The 20,528-nt window shown below is 32.2% G+C and carries 21 protein-coding genes and 1 riboswitch; of the genes, 7 read left to right on the top strand and 14 right to left on the bottom strand.

The features are described 5' to 3' along the window. Position 1 precedes the first annotated feature (1 nt). Positions 2-433: an aspartate carbamoyltransferase regulatory subunit gene (locus MR285_RS02585; protein WP_293557724.1), complete on the bottom strand. Its 432-nt coding sequence runs from the start codon at positions 431-433 to the stop codon at positions 2-4. After that, positions 430-1,341 carry an aspartate carbamoyltransferase gene (gene pyrB, locus MR285_RS02590; protein ID WP_293557725.1) on the bottom strand — a complete coding sequence of 304 codons (912 nt, stop codon included), beginning with the start codon at positions 1,339-1,341 and terminating at the stop codon, positions 430-432. The genes MR285_RS02585 and pyrB overlap by 4 nt, the downstream gene beginning before the upstream one ends. A 112-nt stretch (positions 1,342-1,453) precedes the next feature. Between pyrB and MR285_RS02595 the strand changes: the two genes are divergently transcribed. From MR285_RS02595 to MR285_RS02620, 6 genes are all read left to right on the top strand, one after another. Next, positions 1,454-1,990, top strand: a complete 537-nt coding sequence (locus MR285_RS02595; RefSeq protein WP_293557726.1) for a guanylate kinase — start codon at positions 1,454-1,456, stop codon at positions 1,988-1,990. 55 nt (positions 1,991-2,045) lie between these two features. Continuing rightward, positions 2,046-2,157: riboswitch (FMN riboswitch) on the top strand. Between the two features lie 48 nt (positions 2,158-2,205). Beyond that, a complete protein-coding gene (ribD, locus tag MR285_RS02600; protein ID WP_293557727.1) occupies positions 2,206-3,321 on the top strand; it encodes a bifunctional diaminohydroxyphosphoribosylaminopyrimidine deaminase/5-amino-6-(5-phosphoribosylamino)uracil reductase RibD in 1,116 nt (371 codons plus the stop codon). Then, positions 3,314-3,958: a riboflavin synthase gene (locus MR285_RS02605; RefSeq protein WP_293557729.1), complete on the top strand. Its 645-nt coding sequence runs from the start codon at positions 3,314-3,316 to the stop codon at positions 3,956-3,958. The genes ribD and MR285_RS02605 overlap by 8 nt, the downstream gene beginning before the upstream one ends. Before the next feature lie 16 nt (positions 3,959-3,974). Beyond that, complete coding sequence (gene ribA, locus MR285_RS02610; protein WP_293557731.1) at positions 3,975-5,180, top strand: GTP cyclohydrolase II; 1,206 nt, start codon at positions 3,975-3,977, stop codon at positions 5,178-5,180. A 33-nt stretch (positions 5,181-5,213) separates the two neighbouring features. Further along, complete coding sequence (gene ribE / locus MR285_RS02615) at positions 5,214-5,681, top strand: 6,7-dimethyl-8-ribityllumazine synthase (RefSeq protein ID WP_293557733.1); 468 nt, start codon at positions 5,214-5,216, stop codon at positions 5,679-5,681. Continuing rightward, positions 5,674-6,372 carry an HAD family hydrolase gene (locus MR285_RS02620; protein ID WP_293557735.1) on the top strand — a complete coding sequence of 233 codons (699 nt, stop codon included), beginning with the start codon at positions 5,674-5,676 and terminating at the stop codon, positions 6,370-6,372. The genes ribE and MR285_RS02620 overlap by 8 nt, the downstream gene beginning before the upstream one ends. A 103-nt stretch (positions 6,373-6,475) precedes the next feature. Here the strand turns inward: MR285_RS02620 and MR285_RS02625 are convergent, their stop codons facing one another. The 12 genes from MR285_RS02625 to MR285_RS02680 form a co-directional block, all read right to left on the bottom strand. Continuing rightward, positions 6,476-7,912, bottom strand: a complete 1,437-nt coding sequence (locus MR285_RS02625; RefSeq protein ID WP_293557737.1) for a radical SAM protein — start codon at positions 7,910-7,912, stop codon at positions 6,476-6,478. A gap of 293 nt (positions 7,913-8,205) precedes the next feature. Further along, the gene (locus MR285_RS02630; RefSeq protein WP_293557739.1) at positions 8,206-9,042 is read right to left on the bottom strand and encodes a 3-hydroxybutyryl-CoA dehydrogenase; all 837 of its coding nucleotides are present in this window, start codon (positions 9,040-9,042) and stop codon (positions 8,206-8,208) included. Positions 9,043-9,052: 10 nt separating this feature from the next. Beyond that, on the bottom strand, positions 9,053-9,829 hold the full coding sequence (locus MR285_RS02635; protein WP_293557741.1) for an enoyl-CoA hydratase-related protein: 777 nt from the start codon (positions 9,827-9,829) through the stop codon (positions 9,053-9,055). A gap of 1 nt (position 9,830) precedes the next feature. Then, positions 9,831-11,018: an acetyl-CoA C-acetyltransferase gene (locus MR285_RS02640; RefSeq protein ID WP_293557743.1), complete on the bottom strand. Its 1,188-nt coding sequence runs from the start codon at positions 11,016-11,018 to the stop codon at positions 9,831-9,833. A 13-nt stretch (positions 11,019-11,031) separates the two neighbouring features. Continuing rightward, positions 11,032-11,445: a MaoC family dehydratase gene (locus tag MR285_RS02645; RefSeq protein ID WP_293557745.1), complete on the bottom strand. Its 414-nt coding sequence runs from the start codon at positions 11,443-11,445 to the stop codon at positions 11,032-11,034. Between the two features lie 70 nt (positions 11,446-11,515). Further along, positions 11,516-12,619, bottom strand: coding sequence for a non-hydrolyzing UDP-N-acetylglucosamine 2-epimerase (gene wecB / locus MR285_RS02650; protein ID WP_293557747.1), 1,104 nt, complete (start codon positions 12,617-12,619; stop codon positions 11,516-11,518). Beyond that, positions 12,620-13,648: a glycosyltransferase family 4 protein gene (locus MR285_RS02655; RefSeq protein ID WP_293557749.1), complete on the bottom strand. Its 1,029-nt coding sequence runs from the start codon at positions 13,646-13,648 to the stop codon at positions 12,620-12,622. A 9-nt stretch (positions 13,649-13,657) separates the two neighbouring features. Next, positions 13,658-14,284: a uracil phosphoribosyltransferase gene (gene upp / locus MR285_RS02660; protein ID WP_293557751.1), complete on the bottom strand. Its 627-nt coding sequence runs from the start codon at positions 14,282-14,284 to the stop codon at positions 13,658-13,660. Between the two features lies 1 nt (position 14,285). Further along, entirely contained in the window at positions 14,286-14,717 is a 432-nt protein-coding gene (gene rpiB, locus MR285_RS02665; protein WP_293557752.1) for a ribose 5-phosphate isomerase B, read from the bottom strand. An 8-nt stretch (positions 14,718-14,725) separates the two neighbouring features. After that, positions 14,726-15,781, bottom strand: a complete 1,056-nt coding sequence (locus MR285_RS02670; RefSeq protein ID WP_293557754.1) for an L-threonylcarbamoyladenylate synthase — start codon at positions 15,779-15,781, stop codon at positions 14,726-14,728. A gap of 53 nt (positions 15,782-15,834) precedes the next feature. Continuing rightward, complete coding sequence (locus MR285_RS02675) at positions 15,835-17,031, bottom strand: M20 family metallopeptidase (RefSeq protein WP_293557756.1); 1,197 nt, start codon at positions 17,029-17,031, stop codon at positions 15,835-15,837. Positions 17,032-17,038: 7 nt separating this feature from the next. Next, a complete protein-coding gene (locus MR285_RS02680) occupies positions 17,039-18,889 on the bottom strand; it encodes a sulfatase-like hydrolase/transferase (protein ID WP_293557758.1) in 1,851 nt (616 codons plus the stop codon). Between the two features lie 665 nt (positions 18,890-19,554). On the opposite strand from MR285_RS02680, the gene MR285_RS02685 reads away from it, so the two are divergent. After that, positions 19,555-20,523 (top strand): LysR family transcriptional regulator, encoded by a 969-nt coding sequence (locus MR285_RS02685; RefSeq protein WP_293557760.1) that lies wholly within the window; start codon positions 19,555-19,557, stop codon positions 20,521-20,523. Positions 20,524-20,528 lie beyond the last annotated feature (5 nt).

The raw sequence follows: 20,528 nt of genomic DNA on the forward strand, positions 1-20,528 counted from the left end.
TTTACTCTCCATAAATGGTTACTGTATCGCAATATTCGCACTTGTATTCCTTTTTATCTCTGCTGTATAAATAAAATTTGTGTCCTGCAATTTCTCTTTCGCTATTTGAAATACATCTTGGGTTTTTGCATTTCAAAACACCTTCCACAACTTCAGGCATTTCCATGCGAATTTTTTTTACTCTTTCGCCATCTTCTATGAAATTCACAGTAGTGTGCGGTGCAATAAGTCCCAAGACTGTGAAATCCAAATTGTAATCTGTTTCTATTTTTATTAAATCTTTTTTGCCCATGGAAGTAGAAAAAATATTTTGCATTAGAACAACTGCATCTGTAACTTTTTCTAACTCTAAAGCTTTGTAAAGCACACGAGCACGACCTGCTTCAATGTGATCTAGGACAATACCTTTTTTTATTTTTGATACATTTATCATTTTGCAGCCTCCAAAAGTTTTATAATAAGCGCCATTCTGCCATACATTCCAAACTTTGTTTGTTCAAAATAAACTGCTCTAGGATCTTTGTCCACTTCAGGTGCAATTTCATTTACTCTTGGAAGTGGGTGAAGAATTATCATGTCATCTCTTGCTGATTTTAATTTTTCTTCTGTTAGTATATAGTAGTCCTTTAATCTTTCGTATTCATCTGATGAAACAAATCTTTCCTTTTGTACCCTTGACATATAAAGAATGTCTAAATTAGGAATTACGCTCATAAGATCTCTTGTTTCATAATAATTTTCTTTGTCTATAAAATTTTTAAAGGGCTCTGGCATCTTCAATTCTTCTGGAGAAATAAATACAAATTTAACATTTTCGTAGCGATTTAAGGCTCTTACAAGGGAGTGAATTGTCCTTCCAAATTTTAAATCACCGCAAAGTCCCACAGTTAAATTGTCAAAGGACTTTTTATAATGTCTAATTGTTATTAAATCTGCCAAGGTCTGTGTTGGATGAAAATGACCTCCATCTCCTGCATTTATTATTGGCATTTTTGTAACTACCTTTGATGCCAAAAGGGAAGCACCTTCTTTGGGATGTCTCATAGCACATATATCGGCGTAATTTTCTATTACTCTTATTGTATCAAGGAGAGTTTCGCCCTTTGTTGATGAGCTAACTCCTGCGTCAGAAAATCCAATTACTCCTCCTCCAAGTCTTAACATTGCAGTCTCAAAGGAAAGTCTAGTTCTAGTCGATGGCTCAAAAAAAAGACTGGCTAATAACTTATTTTCGCAAAAATGGGAATAGTGAATAGGATTTGCGATAATGTCATCAACCAGACTAAAAATTTCTTCGTATTCTTCAGTTGTAAAATCTAGTGGCTCTATTAAATGTTTCATCTTGACCTCCATCTAATATTTTATCCTTTTTATATTACTTCAAAAATTATAATTTGTAAAGTGTCTTGACATATATGTTATACTTGTAATAATAAAATTTAAAGGAGAAGCTATGATTTATTTAATATTTGGACATTCGGGCTCTGGCAAGAGCACTCTTAGAGAGGAACTTACAAAAAAGGGCTTAAATAAAATAATAACTTATACCACGAGAGCTCCTCGACCAGGGGAAATTAATGGAATAGATTACAATTTCATTGATAAATCTCAATTTAAAAAAATGGAAGAAAAAAATTTATTTATCGGTTCAACTTGCTATGCTGGAAATTTTTATTCTACATTAAAAGAAGACCTAGAAAAAAATAATAATGATTTAAGTGATTGTGTAATTGTTGTAGACAAAGAGGGAATCATTGCTATAAAAAAAGAATTTAAAAATGTTATTGCAATTTATTTAAAATGTTCCAAGGAAATTTTGAAAAAAAGAATGATTAAGAGATGTGAAGATGAAAGTGTTATAGAAAAAAGGCTCTCTGTTTTAGAAAATTTAGATGAGTATGCGGATTATATAATCGACAGCGACAAAGATATGGATATAGTTTTAGATAATGTTTTAAAAATTATTAAAATTCATAGTATAGTAAAGTGATTTTCTTTTCCTTGACAAATGCATTCATAGTGATATTATAAATTCATAAGTTAATAAAACTCTTCAGGGCGAGGCGAAATTCCTCACCGGCGGTAAAGTCCGCGAGCGAAAGCTGAATTGGTGCAATTCCAATACCGACAGTATAGTCTGGATGAAAGAAGATTAATTTTAAAATTTTTGAGCCCTGCGTGGGCTCTTTTTTTGTAGGAGATAATATGTATATAGAAAATTTTAACGACAGCTTTTATATGCAACGTGCAATAGAGCTTGCAAAGTTGGGCATTGGTCATACAAAAACTAATCCCCTAGTCGGCTGTGTAATTGTAAAAGATGAAAAAATAATTGGAGAAGGTGCACATTTAAAGTTTGGTGAAAATCATGCAGAAATAAATGCAATAGAAGATGCAAAAAATCGTGGTGAAGACATAAAAGGTGCAACTCTATATGTAAATTTAGAACCTTGCTCTCACTTTGGAAAAACTCCACCCTGTGCAATGAGAATTGTGAAAGAAGGCATCAAGCGAGTTGTAATTGGAACCACAGACCCCTTTGAAAAAGTTTCTGGCAAGGGAATAAAAATTTTGGAAGATGCTGGAATTTCCATAACAGAAGGCGTATGTCTTGAAGAATGTCTAAGTTTAAATGAGAGATTTTTTACTTATATAAAAAAGAAAAGACCCTTTGTTGTTTTTAAATCTGGAATGTCCCTAGATGGAAAAATTGCAACTGAAAAAGGTGAATCAAAATGGATTACATCAGAATTTTCTAGGTCCTACTCCCACGAACTTCGTGGAAAACTTGACGCCATAATGGTTGGCATTGAAACAGTTATTGTAGACGACCCAATGTTAAATGTTCGTCATGGAAAATATAGGGTAAATCCAATAAGAATTATCACAGATTCAAAACTTAGGATTCCCTTAGATGCAAAGGTGATATCAAGTGATTTAGATTCCATTGCAATAATTGCAACTACAAAAAATTTTAATAAAGAAAAATTTGAAAAACTAAACAAAATGAAAAATGTAGAAGTTTTAATTTGCAAAGAAAAAAATAATAAAGTTGATTTAATCGACTTAATGGAAAGGTTAAAGAAATTCGACATCTCCTCCATCCTGCTTGAAGGTGGAAGGACTTTAGCAGCAGAAATGCTAAAAAGTAATTTAGTGGATAAATTCTATATTTTTATGGCTCCAATTTTGCTTGGCTCAAAGGGCATTCCTGCAATTGGCGATTTAGAAATTGAAAACTTAAGGGATGCAATAAAGATAAAGGACATGAAATGCGAAAAATTATTTGACGACATACTTATTACTGGAAGGTGTGATTAAAATTTTCACGGGAATAATTGAAGAAGTTGGAAAACTTAGTGATGTAAAAAAGGGAAATGACCTATACACACTAAAAATATCTTGCCAAAAAGTTTTGGAAGGCACAAAAATAGGCGACTCCATTGCAACAAATGGTGTATGTCTAACTGTTACAGAGCTTGGAAGTGATTTTTACAAGGCAGAAGTCATGGTTGAAACAATAAATTCCACAACTTTTAAAGATTTAAAAAGTGGCAAAAGTTTAAACCTAGAACGTGCGCTTAGTCCATCAAAAAGGCTTGACGGTCACATAGTCCAAGGTCATGTGGATGGAGTTGGCGAAATCATAAATATTTTAAAAAGAGGTAATGAAATTGTATATAGAATAAAATTTCTTTCAGATAATTTTAAATACATTGCCGAAAAGGGTTCCATTGCCCTTGATGGCATTAGCCTAACGGTTTCAAAAATTGGCGAAAATTATTTTGAAGTTTCTATTATTCCAACGACAATAAAAAACACAAACCTTGTAAACAGCAAAATTGGCGAAAAAATAAATATTGAGACAGACATAATTGGTCGCTATGTCTACAATTTTGTAAATACAAAAAGTGAAAGCAAATTAACCAAAAATTTTTTAATAGAAAATGGATTTTAATTTAAAAGGAGAAAAAATGAAAGTTAACACAATCGAAGAAGTTGTTGAAGCTTTAAAAAATGGCGAAATAATTATCGTAACAGATGAACCCAGTAGAGAAAATGAAGGCGATATGATTCAAGCTGCAGAATTTGCTACTGGAGAAAGTTTAAACACAATGGCATCTCTTGCAAAGGGACTAATTTGTATGCCAATGTCAAAAACTTATGCTGAAAAACTTAAATTAAATCAAATGGTTGCCGATAATACTGACAATCACGAAACTGCTTTTACAGTTTCTGTGGATCATATCGACACAACTACTGGAATTTCAGCTTGGGAAAGAGCTCTTACTGCAAATAAACTAACTGAAGAAGATGCAAAACCAGAAGATTTTAGAAGACCTGGTCATATGTTTCCTCTAGTTGCAAAAAAAGATGGCATTTTCGTAAGACGAGGACACACTGAGGCAACTGTTGACCTTTTAAAAATTGCAGGTCTAAAAGAAGTTGGGCTTTGTTGCGAAATTATGCAAGATGATGGACATATGATGCGAGGCGAAGATTTATTTATGCTCGCTAAAAAATTGGGCATGAAAATTACAACAACAGAAGAACTTTTACTTTATAGGAAAAGACATGAAAAAATCGTGGAAAAGGTTGCCGAAGCAAAACTTCCAACAAAGTTTGGTGACTTTATTGCACATGCTTACATTGATAAAGTAACTGGCGAACACCACATTGCTCTAGTTAAAGGTGAAATTGGCGACGGCATGAATGTACTTACGAGAGTTCACTCAGAATGTCTAACTGGAGATTGCTTTGGCTCATCAAGATGTGATTGTGGCAATCAACTTCATCTTGCCATGAAAAAAATTGATGAAGAAGGAAGAGGAATTCTTCTTTATATGCGTCAAGAAGGTCGTGGCATTGGGCTTGTAAATAAAATTAGAGCCTATGCCTTACAAGATAAAGGCATGGATACAGTAGAGGCAAACTTGGCACTTGGCTTCCCTGAAGACGCAAGAGATTATTCCACTGGTGCACAAATTTTACAAGATCTTGGTGTTAAAGAACTTAGACTTTTAACAAATAACCCTGACAAAGTTTATTCACTACAAGAATTTGGAATGATCATAAAAGAAAGAGTGCCAATTGAAATTCATTCAACTAAACATGATGAATTTTATTTGAGAACAAAAGCTGAAAAGATGAATCACATCTTATCTGAATTTAGTAAATAATATCTATTTAAAATAAAAAAATTTGGAGGAAATATGAAAATTTATAGTGCAAATTTAAAATCTGAAGGAAAAAAATACGCAATAGTTTTAGCAAGATTCAACGAATTTATAGTTTCAAAATTATTAGATGGATGTATTGACGGACTAAAAAGGCATGGTGTAAAGGACGAAGAAATAGATGTGATTTGGGTTCCAGGAAGTTTTGAAATTCCACTTGCAGCGAAATCTCTTGCTCTTACAAAAAAATATGACGCAGTAATTGCTCTAGGAGCAGTTATAAGAGGTGCAACAACTCACTACGAACTTGTTTCAACGGAAGTTGCAAAGGGAATTGCATCATCATCACTTGAAACTGGCGTGCCAATTATTTTCGGAGTAATCACAACGGAAAATATTGAACAAGCAATTGAAAGAGCTGGCTCAAAATCCGGCAACAAGGGTTTTGATGCAGCAACAGCCGCAATTGAAATGGCAAACTTGCTAGGTGAAATCCGTGGATAATTTAAATAAGCAAAAAGACTGTAATTTTAATGAAAGAGATGAACTGAAAAATATTAAAAGCATAATTTTTGATTTTGACGGCACCCTTCACAACACAATAAAAATTTATTATCCTGCCTTTGCATCTGGAGTTGAAATTTTAAGAGAACATGGCTTTGCAAAAGATTTTGACTTAAACGAAAAAAATGTGTCAAAATTTTTAGGAGAAAAACCAAATTTTGCCTACGACCTTATTGCAAAGGATTCAGACAAAAACTTAAAAGAAGAAGTAATGAAACACGTTGGCAAAAAAATGAATGAAAATATAAAAAATGGAGTTGGCGAACTTTATAATGATTCTATAAAAGTTCTTGAAAAGCTCTCAAAGGATTATGATCTTTACATTCTATCCAACTGTCGAGAGTCTTACTTGGACCTTGCCCTTGATGTCTACAATATAAAAAAATATTTCAAAAAATGTTTTGCCGCAGAAACTTTTGGCTTCATATCAAAAGATGAAATAATAAAAAAAGAAAGGCATAATATAAAAGAAGAAATAATTTTTGTAGGCGATAGATATCACGACATGGAAGCTGCCAGAAAAAACAAACTTATAAGTATCTTTTGTACTTACGGGTTTGGCAGTATGGATGAAGGAAAAAAGGCAAACTACAAAATAAATTCCATTGGCGAGATTTTAAATATCTTGTAAAAAATAATCATTAAAATTAAAGTTAAAAATAATAAAAAATCTAAACCAATAGTTTACTTAAAACTAAATTCCATAAAAAAAGAGGACTTTTGCGTCCTCCTTTTTAATTACAAACTTTTTGTTCTTGCTTTTCTTTTTGTTTTTCTTTTTCTTTTTTCTGTTCTCTACTTTCTTTCCAAAGCTCATTTGCCTTTTTATTCCAAGCTTTTGCATAAGGTGTGGTCTTAACTTGTAATTCTTCTGCACTTTCAGGTGCAATCATATCTGTGTTTTTTGCACCAGATTCATTTACAATCTTTGTAAGTCTTCCAGGATTTTCCAACATTGGACATGGCTTCAACAAATTCTTATTAAAAGGTTGATTATCGTGGAATCCCATAAAAAGCGGACTCATTAGACATTCCTTGATAGTCTTTTCTCTTATATTTGAATCAGAATAGTGAATGAACACGCAAGGTTCCATATCGCCAAGAGAATTTATGTGAAAATAATTTTTGCCTCCAGCGATGCAACCATTTATAAATTCACCGTCATTTTGAAAATCAATTGTAAAAATATTTTGTGGATATTCACTTGATCTAATTTCTCTAACCTTATGATAAATATACTCCCTTTCTTCTGGAGTAAGTAATAGGCTTAAATCAGCATCTTTTCCAACTGGCATGTAGTGGAAGTACCAAGCAAGTCTGCATCCATGATCCACAAGCATTTTTATAAAGTCATCATCTGTAACATATTTATAATTTTGACTTGTATAACAAATTGAAGCACCATATAAAAGCTTATGTTCCTTCATTAAGTCCATTGCTTTCATAACTTTTTGAAACACTCCGTTGCCTCTTCTAAGGTCAGTAGATTCTTCAGTACCCTCAATACTAAGCGCAAAAGAAATATTTCCTGCTTTCTTTACTTCTTCACAAAATTCGTCATCAATTAAAGTTCCATTTGTAAAAATATGAAAGGCACTGTCGTTAAATTCCTTCGCAAGTCTAATGATATCATCTTTTCTAACAAGAGGTTCTCCTCCAGTTAAAATAAAAAAGTATGTACCAAGTTCATTTCCCTGTCTTACAATACTTGCCATTTCATCATAAGTTAAATTATTTTTATGTCCATATTCAGCAGCCCAACAGCCTGTGCATTTTAAATTACAAGCAGAGGTTGGATCAAATAAAATTATCCAAGGAATATTACAGTTGTATTCTTTTTGCAATTTATTTCTAAGAGCATTGCCTCTATAAGCAGCATTATATCCAATAGTTCTCACAGAAGTCTTTACAATATTTTCGTCGATTCCATTTACAATATCTGTCCCAAAAGAAACCCATTTTGAATTTGGATCGTTAAGTTCATTCCTTACTCTTTCCAAACCATTTTTGGCACTATTTATTTCACTTGACTCAGGCATTAAATATTTGTCAAAGACGTTTACTATCTCCATCATTCCCTTTTGTGGATCTTTTTTTAATCTCTTATAGGCAAGATTCACAGCCATTGAGAATACTTTTTCATTTTTTCTTTCTTTAATTGCAGTAGTCATCTTAATACCTCCCATAATTATAAAAATCAAAATATTCTATATTGAATTGTTATTTAATAATATATTTTTTGAAATTTTAATTTTGAACCTTTTCTGAACATCGTTCATTTTTCTATCTATATTTTACTACAAAATTAATGAAATTAAAAGATGTTTATAATATTTATTTAAAATATTATAAATGTAAATTTGAAATCTTTTTAAGTTTTTATAGAAATAAAAAATTTCTAAAGTATAGGCTTAAATTTAGCACAAAAAAGAGAAGGCTCTTGCCTTCCCTTAATATCTTTAAATTAATATTTGTAAAATCCTTCGCCTGTTTTTCTTCCAAGAAGTCCAGCTCTAACCATTTTCTTAAGAAGTGGATGTGGTCTGTATTTAGGATCGGCAAATTCAGTGTTAAGAACTTCCATAATTGCAAGTACTACATCAAGTCCTACTAAATCTCCAAGAGCTAAAGGTCCCATTGGATGATTTGCACCAAGTTTCATTGCTGTGTCAATATCTTCTACTGATGCAATTCCTTCAGCGTAAATTCCAATTGCTTCGTTAATCATAGGAATTAAAATTCTATTTACAACAAATCCTGGAGCTTCCTCAACTTCTACTGGAGTTTTGCCAATCTCTTTTGAAAGTTCGATAATCATATCTTTAACTTTTGGATCAGTTTTCTTTCCAGAAATAACTTCTACTAGTTTCATTGCTGGAACTGGGTTAAAGAAGTGCATACCAATAACTTTTTCAGGTCTTTTAGTAGCTGCCCCAATGTCAGTTATTGAAAGAGATGAAGTATTGGATGCAAGAACTGTCTTTTCTTCACAAGTTTCACAAAGTTCTGTGAAAATCGCTTTTTTAATCTTAGGATTTTCAGTTGCTGCTTCTATTATAAGATCACAATCTGCTACATCTTTAATATCAGATGATGTAGTTAGATTAGAAAGAGCAGTTTCCATCTCTTCCTTTGTCATTCTTTCTTTAGAAACATTTTTTTCATAACCTTTTTTGATTTTTTCCATAGCCTTTTCAAGAGCTTCTGGTGCAATATCTCTAACAATTACTTTGTGATATGGTGCAAGTACCTGAGCAATTCCTGCTCCCATAGTACCTGATCCTACTACTGCTATTTTCATTTTATTCACCTTATTTTCCTTTAAATTCAGTTTTTCCCTTATTTAAAAATGCCTTCATGCCTTCTTTTTGGTCATTAGTTGCAAAACATAGTCCAAAGTGAGTTTTTTCAATTTGCATTGCTGTGTCGATATCTGTTTGAGATCCATTTACTATTGACTGTTTAGAATATTCTACCGCCTTTGGTGCATTCTTTGCAATTTTTTCTGCCATTTCAATAGCTTTGTGGATTAATTCATCTGGTTCGTATACACCATTTACAAGTCCAATTTCATAAGCCTTTTTAGCATCAATAGTTTCTGCTGTATAGATCAATTCCTTTGCATAACCAGGTCCAATTGTCCTAGAAAGTCTTTGTGTTCCACCAAATCCTGGTGTGATTCCAAGACCAACTTCAGGTTGACCAAACTTTGCTTTTGTAGATGCAAGTCTAATATCACAAGCAATAGAAATTTCACATCCGCCACCTAGTGCAAATCCATTCACAGCTGCTATAACTGGAACTCTACATTTTTCTATTTCCATAAATGTATCCATTCCAAGTTTTGCAAAATCATAAGCTTCACTTGCAGTAAAATTAGCCATTTCACCAATATCAGCGCCAGCTACAAATGATTTTCCTGCACCTGTTACAATGATACATCTCACGTCGTCTTCTACACGTGCAAAAAATTTATGGAGTTCTTTTAACATTTCAGAGTTTAAAGCATTAAGGCTTTTTTCTCTATTAAGTGTTAAAAGAAGGATACCATGATCTTTTTTTTCTACAATTAAAAATTTATAATCCATATTAGTCCCTTCCGACAATAAGAGCTGTTCCCATTCCTCCGCCGATGCAAAGTGTTGCTAAACCTTTTTTAGCATCTCTCTTTTGCATTTCGAATAAAAGTGTAGTTAAAATTCTAGCTCCACTTGCTCCAATAGGGTGACCAAGTGCAATTGCTCCGCCATTTACATTTACTTTATTAATGTCAAATTTCATAACTTGGTTAACTGCACAAGCTTGAGCTGCAAAAGCTTCATTAGCTTCAATTAGGTCAAGGTCATCAGCTTTAAGTCCTGCAATTTCAAGAGCTTTAGTTGATGATGGAATAGGTCCAGTACCCATAATCTTAGGGTCAACACCTGCTGTTGCGTAAGAAATAATATATGCAAGAGGTTCTACACCAAGTTCCTTTGCCTTTGATTCTTTCATTATTACAAGCATTGCTGCTCCATCGTTAATTCCAGATGCATTACCTGCTGTAACTGTACCACCATCCTTTTTGAAAGCTGGTTTTAATTTTGCAAGACTCTCTAAAGTTACTCCTTCTCTAATGTGTTCATCAGTATCAACAACTGTTACATTACCTTTTCTATCTTTAACTTCTACAGGAACAATTTCGTCTTTAAATCTTCCTTCTCTTCTTGCTCTTTCTGCATTATTTTGAGATCTTGTAGCAAGTTCATCTTGCATTTCTCTAGTAATGCCATATTTTTCAGCTACATTTTCAGCTGTAATACCCATGTGATAATCGTTGAAAGCATCCCAAAGACCGTCTTTAATCATTGTGTCAACAACTTTTTTGTCTCCCATTCTTGCTCCCCATCTTTCATTAGTAAGAGCGTATGGTGCCATTGACATTGATTCAGTACCACCTGCAAGTACAATTTCAGCATCTCCAGCTTTAATAACTTGAGCAGCTAAACTTACTGCACGAAGACCAGATCCACATACTGCGTTAATAGTAACTGCTGGAGTTTTAATGTCAATTCCTGCTCCTAAAACAACTTGTCTTGCAACGTTTTGTCCTTGAGCTGCTTGAAGAACATTACCAATATAAGCTTCATCAACCATGTCATTTTTTACATTTGCTCTTTTAAGTGCTTCCTTTGCCGCTACTATTCCAAGTTCTACTGCTGAAACAGTCTTAAATTGACCGCCAAAACTTCCTACAGCTGTTCTTGCAGCTGATGCTATAACAATTCTATCTTCCATTTTTTCCTCCTTATTAGTCGCGTGGTGGCAATACAGTAGCCACACCGTCTAAAACAATTTCTCCCTTTTGATTTGTACAAGTTGTCTTGAGCTTTAATATTTTTTCTTTAATTACCTCAATTACCTCAACTTTAGCTGTAATTGTATCTCCGAAATAAACAGGTTTAGTAAATTTCATTTCTTGACCCATGTAAATAGTACCTGGACCTGGAAGTTTCATCCCAAGAACTGCAGAAACAAGTCCTGCTGTTAGCATTCCATGTGCAATTCTAGTTTTAAAATTCCCCTTTCCAGCTTCAACTTCGTTTATATGGGCAGGATTCAAGTCGCCAGTTATACCAGCGTAAAGATATACATCTGACTCGGAAATTGTCTTTGTAAATTCAGCGGTATCGCCAATTTTAATTTCTTTAATAGTTTTTCCCATGTAATCTACCTCCTCAAGCCTTTGATAAAATTATACCCATAATTTAAAAAGAATAATTAATATCCTAAAATTAATTCATGTTCTCTAAAATATCAACGATTTTTTTTGCAGCATGACCATCTCCATATGGATTTATAGCCTTCGCCATTTCTTCGTACAACTTTTTATTATCTAATAAATCAGTTATACTGTTGTAAACATCTTGTGAATTTGTCCCCACAAGTTTAGCTGTATTGGCTTCTACTCCTTCCATCCTTTCCGTCTCGTTTCTAAGAACTAGAACAGGTTTGCCGAGAGCTGGAGCTTCTTCTTGTACTCCACCAGAATCTGTAACTACAAATTTTACCCTTGCCATTAAGTTTGAAAAAGGCATATAGGAAAGTGGCGCAATAAGATGAACTCTGTCTAAATCAGAAAAATATTTTTTTGCAGTACTCCTCACAATTGGATTTAAGTGAATTGGAAATACAATTTCAATGTTTTCTCTTTCAAGAACTACTCTCCTAATTGCAGAAAAAATATTTTCCATTGGCTCTCCCCAATTTTCTCTCCTATGCGCAGTAAGTAATACTACTTCTTTATTATAATCTAAATTATTCAAAATTTCATCGTCAAATACAAAATCTTCTTTAACAGAATACTTCAGTGCATCAATTACAGTATTTCCAGTAATAAAAATATTTTTGTCATCATAGCCTTCTTTCAAAAGATTTGCTCGATTTGAATCTGTTGGCGCAAAGTGATAATTAGCAAGTACCCCAGTGAGTTTTCTATTTGCCTCTTCAGGATAAGGTGAATACAAGTTTCCTGATCTTAATCCAGCTTCTACATGTCCTATTTTTATTTTCTTGTAGAAAGCTGCAAGTGCTGCCGCAAAGACTGTCGTAGTATCTCCTTGCACCAAAAGTATGTCTGGCTTTAATTCTTCTAAAATATTTTCAAGTCCCAAAAGTGTTTTTGTAGTTATATCTGTAAGGGACTGACCTTTTTTAAAAATATTTAAATCGTAATCCGGCTTTATATCAAAAATTTCTAGCACTTGGTCTAGCATTTCTCTATGCTGACCTGTTACGCAAGTGTAGCTTTCGAGACCATGTCTTTTTTCAATCTCTTTTATTATTGGAGCCATCTTAATGCCTTCAGGTCTTGTACCAAATACAAATAATACCTTCATTTATTCCTCCTTATTTTTTAACATTCCAGCAGCTATTCCTGTTAAAAGTATTATTAAAATAACTGCTATTGAAATAATAAGTGCAATTGATGAATGAAACTTTGAAATTACATTTGCTAGTATCCCAAATATTGCCGATATTGAATATAAAATCACAACAGTTTGCCTTTGATTTAATCCCATTTTCAAAAGTCTGTGATGAAGATGTCCTTTATCAGCTTGAACTATTGACTTCCCAGAAAGTTTACGTCTTACCATTGCAAAGGCTGTGTCAAATACTGGCACACCTAAAATTAATACTGGTACAAAAATCATAAGTATTGCTGCTTGTTTCAAAAATCCTGAAATACTTATATATGAAAGCATAAATCCAAGATACAAAGCTCCCGTATCTCCCATAAATATTTTTGCAGGATTAAAGTTAAAGGGCAAGAATCCAAGACAAGCACCTGCTACAAGGGCACATACTAAGCTAACATCAAATCTTCCCATTTGATAGGTTATAAAAAACATCGAAATGGCACATATCATTGATACTCCCGATGCAAGCCCATCTAATCCATCTATTAAATTTATTGTATTTGTAATTCCACACACCCAAAAAATTGTAACTGGTATGGAAAGCATATTTAAAATAAGTAGTGCATCATCATAGTCAAAGGGATTTGTGAAAAATTCAATTTTCATACCACCTGCTACAAGAATTATGGCTGCAATAATCTGAAAACCAAGTTTTAATTTTGGACTAAGGTCATATTTGTCGTCATACAGTCCAGAAAATGCAATCACAAGAGAACTTATTATTGTACAGATAAGTGTCTTATTGATAGGTAAAAAAACAAGCATTAAAATAGTTACACTTATTACCATTGCAATACCGCCACCTACTGGAATTGGTTTTTTATGAACTCTTCTTGCATCCTTTGGTACATCTAAAAATCCTTCCCTTTTTGCAAGCTTTATTACAAAGGGCATTTGTAAAAAAGTCAAAATAAAAGCTGTCAAAAAAGGAACTAAATAATTATACATATTTACCTCTTACTTCGTTCCAAATAACCTATCTCCTGCATCTCCAAGTCCAGGTACGATATATTTATCATCATTTAATTTTTCATCTAGTGCAGCAATATAAATTTCTACATCAGGATGAGCTTCTTGTACCGCCTTTAATCCTTCTGGTGCAGCTAATAAATTTATTGATTTAATGTTTTTTGCACCATTTCTTTTTAATTCGTCAATGGCTTCAATAAGTGACCCACCTGTTGCAAGCATTGGATCAACAATAATCATTTGTCTTGATGCTACATCTTTAGGTAACTTTGAATAATAAGTAACTGGCTTTAAAGTTTCTGGATCTCTGTACATTCCAATGTGACCAACTCTTGCTGCTGGTATTATTGTAAGAAGTCCTTCCACCATACCAAGACCTGCTCTTAAAATAGGCACTATTCCAATTTTTTTACCGGAAATTCTTTTTCCAATAGCTTTTCCAATAGGAGTTTCAATTTCAATATCTTCTGTTTCCAAATCTCTTGTAACTTCATAGCCCATTAATGTTGCAATTTCATTTACAATTTGTCTAAATTCCATGGAACTTGTTTCTTTTTTTCTAATTATTGTCATCTTGTGATCAATAAGTGGATGTTTTATTATTGTGTATCCCATATTATTCCTCCTCAATTTTATTTACTCTATTAATATGTCTTCCGCCTTCAAATTTTTCATTTAAAAAAGCTTCTACTATTTCTATTGCCATATCGTGACCAATTAATCTTGCACCCATTGCAAGTACATTCGCGTTATTGTGTCGTCTTGCAAGTTTAGCAGAATAGGGTTCACAGCAAAGTGCAGCTCTTATTCCCTTAACTTTATTAGCAGCAATTGAAATTCCAATTCCTGAACCGCAAATAACAATTCCAAAATCCATTTTATTATCTATAACTGCGTGTCCAACTGCGTGTCCATAATCTGGATAATCCACACGACTATCGTCGAAGGGTCCCATGTCTTTTACTTCAATGTTTTTTTCTTCTAAGTATTTTATTACATCTTTTTTTAAATAAAATCCTGCGTGATCAGAACCAATTGCTATTTTCATTTTTCCTCCTAAATTCTCATGACGACTTTTCCACTGCAAGCTTTTAAAAGTCTATTCATAATACTAAGACCAATTCCCCTTAGTTCAAAACCCTCTGCAAAAATTATGTCTACATTTTCTTCATCACATCTTCTCAATGCGTCAAATAGATTTGATGCAACTTCTTCAAGATGTTCTCTTGAGCCAAGGTTTATTAAAAGTTTTATATCTAAATTTTTGTACTGGTCATAAGTTTCATCAGTTGCAAGAACTGCAATCTTTTTGCCCTTATTTTCGCTAATATTTTTTTTAATTTCATTTACAACTTTATCTAGTCTTCCGCCAAAACAAATCGCCTCTGCCCTTGGTGCATAATGTCTATATTTTTGTCCCGGAGATTTTGGAATTTCCCCACTTTTTGAATCAATTGTGGCACTATCTATTGCAATGTTTTTATCGATTTCTCTTAAATCTTCTAGAGTAATTTTCCCTGGTCTTAAAATCATTGGCGGATCAACTGTTACATCAAGCACAGTAGATTCAATTCCAACCACAGAATGACCACCATCTACTATTATATCTACTCGACCTTCTAAATCTTCTATAACATGCTCCACTTTAGTTGGAGATGGTCTACCAGATAAATTTGCAGAAGGAGCTGCCACTGGAAAGCTTACTGATTTTAAAATATCGTGGGCTATCTTATTATTTGGCTCTCTTATTGCAACAGTTTCAAGTCCACCAGTTGCTTCATTTGGTATAATCTCAGATCTCTTAAAAATAATAGTAAGAGGTCCTGGCCAAAATTTTTCAATGCATTTTTTTGCAACATCGGGAATTTCTGAAACTAATTCCTCAAGTTGTGAATTTTCTGCAATGTGAAGTATTAGTGGATTGTCGCTAGGTCTGCCCTTTGCTTCGTATATTTTTTTACAAGCTCTCTTGTTAAGTCCATTTCCTCCAAGTCCATAAACTGTTTCTGTTGGAAAGACAACAAGACCTCCATCACTTAAAGTTTCACTAATTTTCTTAAGATAAATTTTATCTTTTGCATTTCCTTTAAATTTAATAATATCTGTTTTCAAAAAAACACCTCTATTCTTTACATTATACCAAGAATAGAAGTGTTTTTTAATACTTAATTCTTATTTAATTTTCTGTGTGGGATAATTTTTCCATTTTTAACATTTTCTTCAAACTCTTTAATTATTTTTTCAAAAACTTCATCATCAGTTAAAATTGTAATTCCAACTTCAACTATTGCAGCAATTACTTTCTTCATTTGGCTAAAGGCATAGTCTGTCATAGTTGCTTCCCTAAGTTCCACTGTATGCCCATTTACACTTTCATCTGCAATTTTAAAATATCCGTGAATAGTTGGCACTTCGTGAGAAAAATTTCCTGCGTCAGTAGAACCCTTGTTGAGTTCAATATCCTTTATCTCTTCGTTGAGATATTTTTCTAGTTTTTCTTTTAAAACTGAGTTAAAGGCATTATTTCTAACTGTATTGTCATTTCCCTTTTCATATTCAGAAATTTTAACTTCACAACCAGTAGCAAGAGCTGCTCCCTTTGCACAATTTTCTAATTTTTCTAAAATTTCTAGTAAATCTTTTTTCTCTGGGCTTCTTGCGTAAAATCTTGAGTCCGTGTAATCTGGAATAATATTTGCAGCTTTGCCACCATCTTTTATTATCCCGTGGATTCTCGTGCCATCTTTAGTTTCTTGTCTTAAAGCATTTATTGCAGAAAATAAGACTATTTGTGCGTCTAATGCGTTGATTCCCTTTTCAGGTGCATCCGATGCGTGAGAAGTTTTGCCAAAGAATTCAAATCTTCTTGTAGAAAGTGCAAGTGAATTTGGTGTAAGTGAATTATAGGAGGCTGGATGCATTTCAATTGCAACATCTACATCCTTTAATTCATCTGAATTTGCAATTTCAATTTTTGTTCCTCCAACTTCTTCTGCTGCAGTTCCAAAAACTATTACCCTTCCGCCAATTTCGTCGATTAGTTTAGAAAGGACAATGCCTGCTCCAGTTGCAGTTGCACCTAAAATATTATGACCACATCCATGACCAATCCCTGGAAGTGCATCGTATTCTGATAAATAGGAAACTGTCCTGCCCTCTTTTTTTGAGTCATAAACAGCCTTAAAAGAAGTTTCACATCCCATGTAGGGACATTCTATTTCAAAGCCATGTTTCTTTAATAAATCAATGTGTGCCTTTGAAGATTTATATTCTTCAAATCCAAGTTCTGGATTTTCATAAATAAAGTTTCTAAGTTCATCTAATTCTCCTGAAATTTCTTCAACTCTTTTTAATATATCCATAATTCACCTACTCATTTATTCTATAATATTCGTACTTTTTATAATTTTCGTATAGCTCTTTTGCTTCACCTTTTACATCTTTTCTAGGATAAGTATTAACTCCATCAAATATAAAATTTCTAGAAATAATTGGAAGTTTTTTCCTAAGTTCCGAATTGTATATAAAGAAATTATCCACTTTATTGTAGTTTAACATATCAAGGACAATTGAAGAAAGATAATTGGCAGAAATTGCGTTGCCATCTTTAACTTCAACATTTTCTCTATTTAAAAATGCTTTTCCACTTTCGTTTGCAACTATTACATAGGGTGTTGAATAAAATTCAATTTCCTTTTCCAAATCATCGTTAGACAATTTTATCCCAATTTCATCAAAAGCACTTGGGTCATTTCCAAGTCCAGGCAAGTGATCACCGTAAAATACCATAATAGTTGGTTCTTCTATACTCATCATCATGTCGTAAACTTCGCCAAGCATTATGTCCATATCCTTTATCCCAAGAAAATAAGATCCAAAATTATTTGCACCATCGTCTGATAAAATAGAATCACATTCATAAGGTAAATTTTTTCCATATTTATCGTAAAAATATGGTCCATGGTTTTGAATATCTAATCCATAGCTAAAAATTGGCTCATCAGAATTATTTACAGCTTCTAAAAATCTATTTCTATATATTTCTGAAAATTGTCTCTCTGAAACATATCCACCTTTTATTTCAGGATTTTCAATATCTTCTAAAAAATAATTATCCTTAAAACTTAATTTTGGATATACACTTTGTCTTCCATAAAACCATGCATATCCTGGATGAAATGCCATAGTCTTATATCCAATTGTATCTAAAAGACTTGGAAGTGATGAAACATCCCTTTTTATTGCATTAAAGGCAAAACTTTCATCAGGCGCACAGTCAATAGTAAGTGCACCCGTTAGTACATCAAACTCAGTATCTCCCGTTCCTCCTCCAAAGGAAGGAGTCACAATTCTACCATACATCACAGAGTTCTTCTTTAATTTTTTAAAATTATAGTTTGGATCATTTTCTTTAGAAAAATGAAATTGTGGATTTTCAGAAAGATCTGTAAAAGCCTCTCCCATTATCCAAATAATATTTGGACGAGGATTGTATTTTATTACCGAAATTTCTTCTCCATGGTCAACTCTGTCTATTTTTTCCATTTCCTTTTTATTATATCCCTCTGGAGATCTTACAAATGATTTTTTTAGATTATATATAAATGCAAAATTAAAACCTTTAGAGTTAAAGTGATCTATTAAATTATATTTATTTCCCATAAGTGGCAAACTATTATATATTGCATCCCTTGAATAAACAAAATTAAATAATAAAGCTGATACAATTAATATAGAAAGAATTGATAATAATCTGTCCTTTACTTTTAACTTTTCACTCTTAAAAAAACGTGAAATAAAAATTAAAAAAACAAGAAATATTACAAAAATTACTATGGAAGTAACATCGGGATGAAAGGAGTTTTGTGACATTTTAAAAGCTTCCAAAGATAATCCAATATCAGATATCCTAAAAGGTGCACTTCTATAAAATACCTTTGTCCTATGTACTGTAAATAATATTAAATAAAAGATCGTATTAAAAATTAGTGCAAATCTTCGCCTCCCAAAAATTCCTTGAAATAAAATTCCAGTTAGAAAAATTGGAATAAAATTCAAAATTAATATAATGGGACTTCTTACTATTTTTTCAATAATTCCTGTATCACTTGGGGCAAGAAGTAGCATTGCAAGAGTTATTACCAAAGAAAATAAAATTTGGCTTACTAAATCTATAATATCAAAGCTTCTAGCCTCACTATTTTTTTCCTTATTAAACAAAAAATCACCTTCTAGTAGACAATTATATAATATATTGTAAAGTTTTTGAAATATTTTTGTAAACTTTTTATAATGTTATATACTTTTATTAAAATTTTTACACCGAGTTATTTTTATCAATTTTAATTTAATAACTACTTTTTAATAAATTTTACTTAAAATAAAAAGACTGCCAAAGCAGCCTTAGTTTCTCTTTTCAGAGTGAAGATTGGTATAATTTTATTATTAATCTTAGGAGTTATGGGGTGTCCCAAAATCAAAGTATTTTTGTTAAATGACATTAACTATCATTAACTGTCTTTATTATATTATGCTTTTATTAATTTGTAAAGTCTTTTTGATAGCTTTTATCATTTTTATTTTACGAGAATTTATTTAAAAATTTTAATGCTTTAAAATCCATAAAAAGTCTTAAAATTAGTATTTTTATCTTTAAAATCATCCCAACTCTTAACTATTAAATTTTTGCACTAAAAATGCACCCAAGGAGGTGGGTGCAAGGGGATTCCGGTAATTGTGATATTAAGGAAAAAAGCTGGTAAACTATAAGGGATTCTTAATAAAATATTTCACAATTATCTTACACATAGTATATAATAAATTTATTGTAAAATAAATTTATAAAAATTTGTATACACAACAAAATTTATTTGATAGGAGAAAACATGAATTTCGAAAGTATTTACTATTTTACAGAGTTAGCTAAAACTCTAAACATGAATGAAACTGGCGACAAACTTTATATATCGCAACAAACTTTGTCTAACCACATAAAAAGACTTGAAGATTATTATGGCACAAAATTATTTTTTAGAAAGCCAAAGCTTATGCTCACTCCCATTGGCGAAGAATATTTAAAGTATGCAGAAAAACTCCTTACAGCTGAAGCCGACATGATAAATAAAATTAGAGATATGGAAAGTGAAGATATTGGCAAATTAATAATAGGTGCATCTTCTCCTAGAGCTGATATTTTTATTCCATCAATTATAGAAAAATTTACTGAAGAATTTCCAAAAGTTGGTCTAGTGCTTCACGAAAAGCAATCTCACGAACTTGAAGAAATGTGCGTGGAAAATAAAATAGATATTGCTATAAGCATTGACGAAAATTATAAAAATGAAAATTTAAAATCTCGCCTTCTCTTAGATGAAAAATTGTACTTGTGCGTTAGTGACAGGCTTTTAAAAAAGCATGTCTACGACTTAGAATCGTTAAAGGAAAAATCCTTTGAAAGAATTAACTTAAAAGATTTTGAAAAAGTTCCCTTCCTACTTTACACTCAAGACAATAGAATAAGATCCTTGATCAACAAAAGTTTTAAAGATGCAGGTGTCAGACCAATTGACTACATAGAAACTGCCTATTCACGAATTGCTCTTGCCATTTGCAATAAAGCTCTTGCTGCAGTATTTATTTCTCAAATGAATATAAAAAGATGGATGCACGAATTTGATGACGATATTAATATTTTTCCACTTTATTCAAAAAATAAACCTGTAACTCTTGGCATCTATGCAATAAAAAATAAAAATAGATATATTACAAAATATGCAAAGAGATTTGTAGAACTTTTGGAAGAATACTTTAATTCAATTAATTCAGAAAAATTAGAAAAAATCTCAAAAAAGTAGGTGAA

The organism is Peptoniphilus sp. (assembly GCF_022767005.1).
GTDB lineage: Bacteria > Bacillota > Clostridia > Tissierellales > Peptoniphilaceae > Peptoniphilus_A.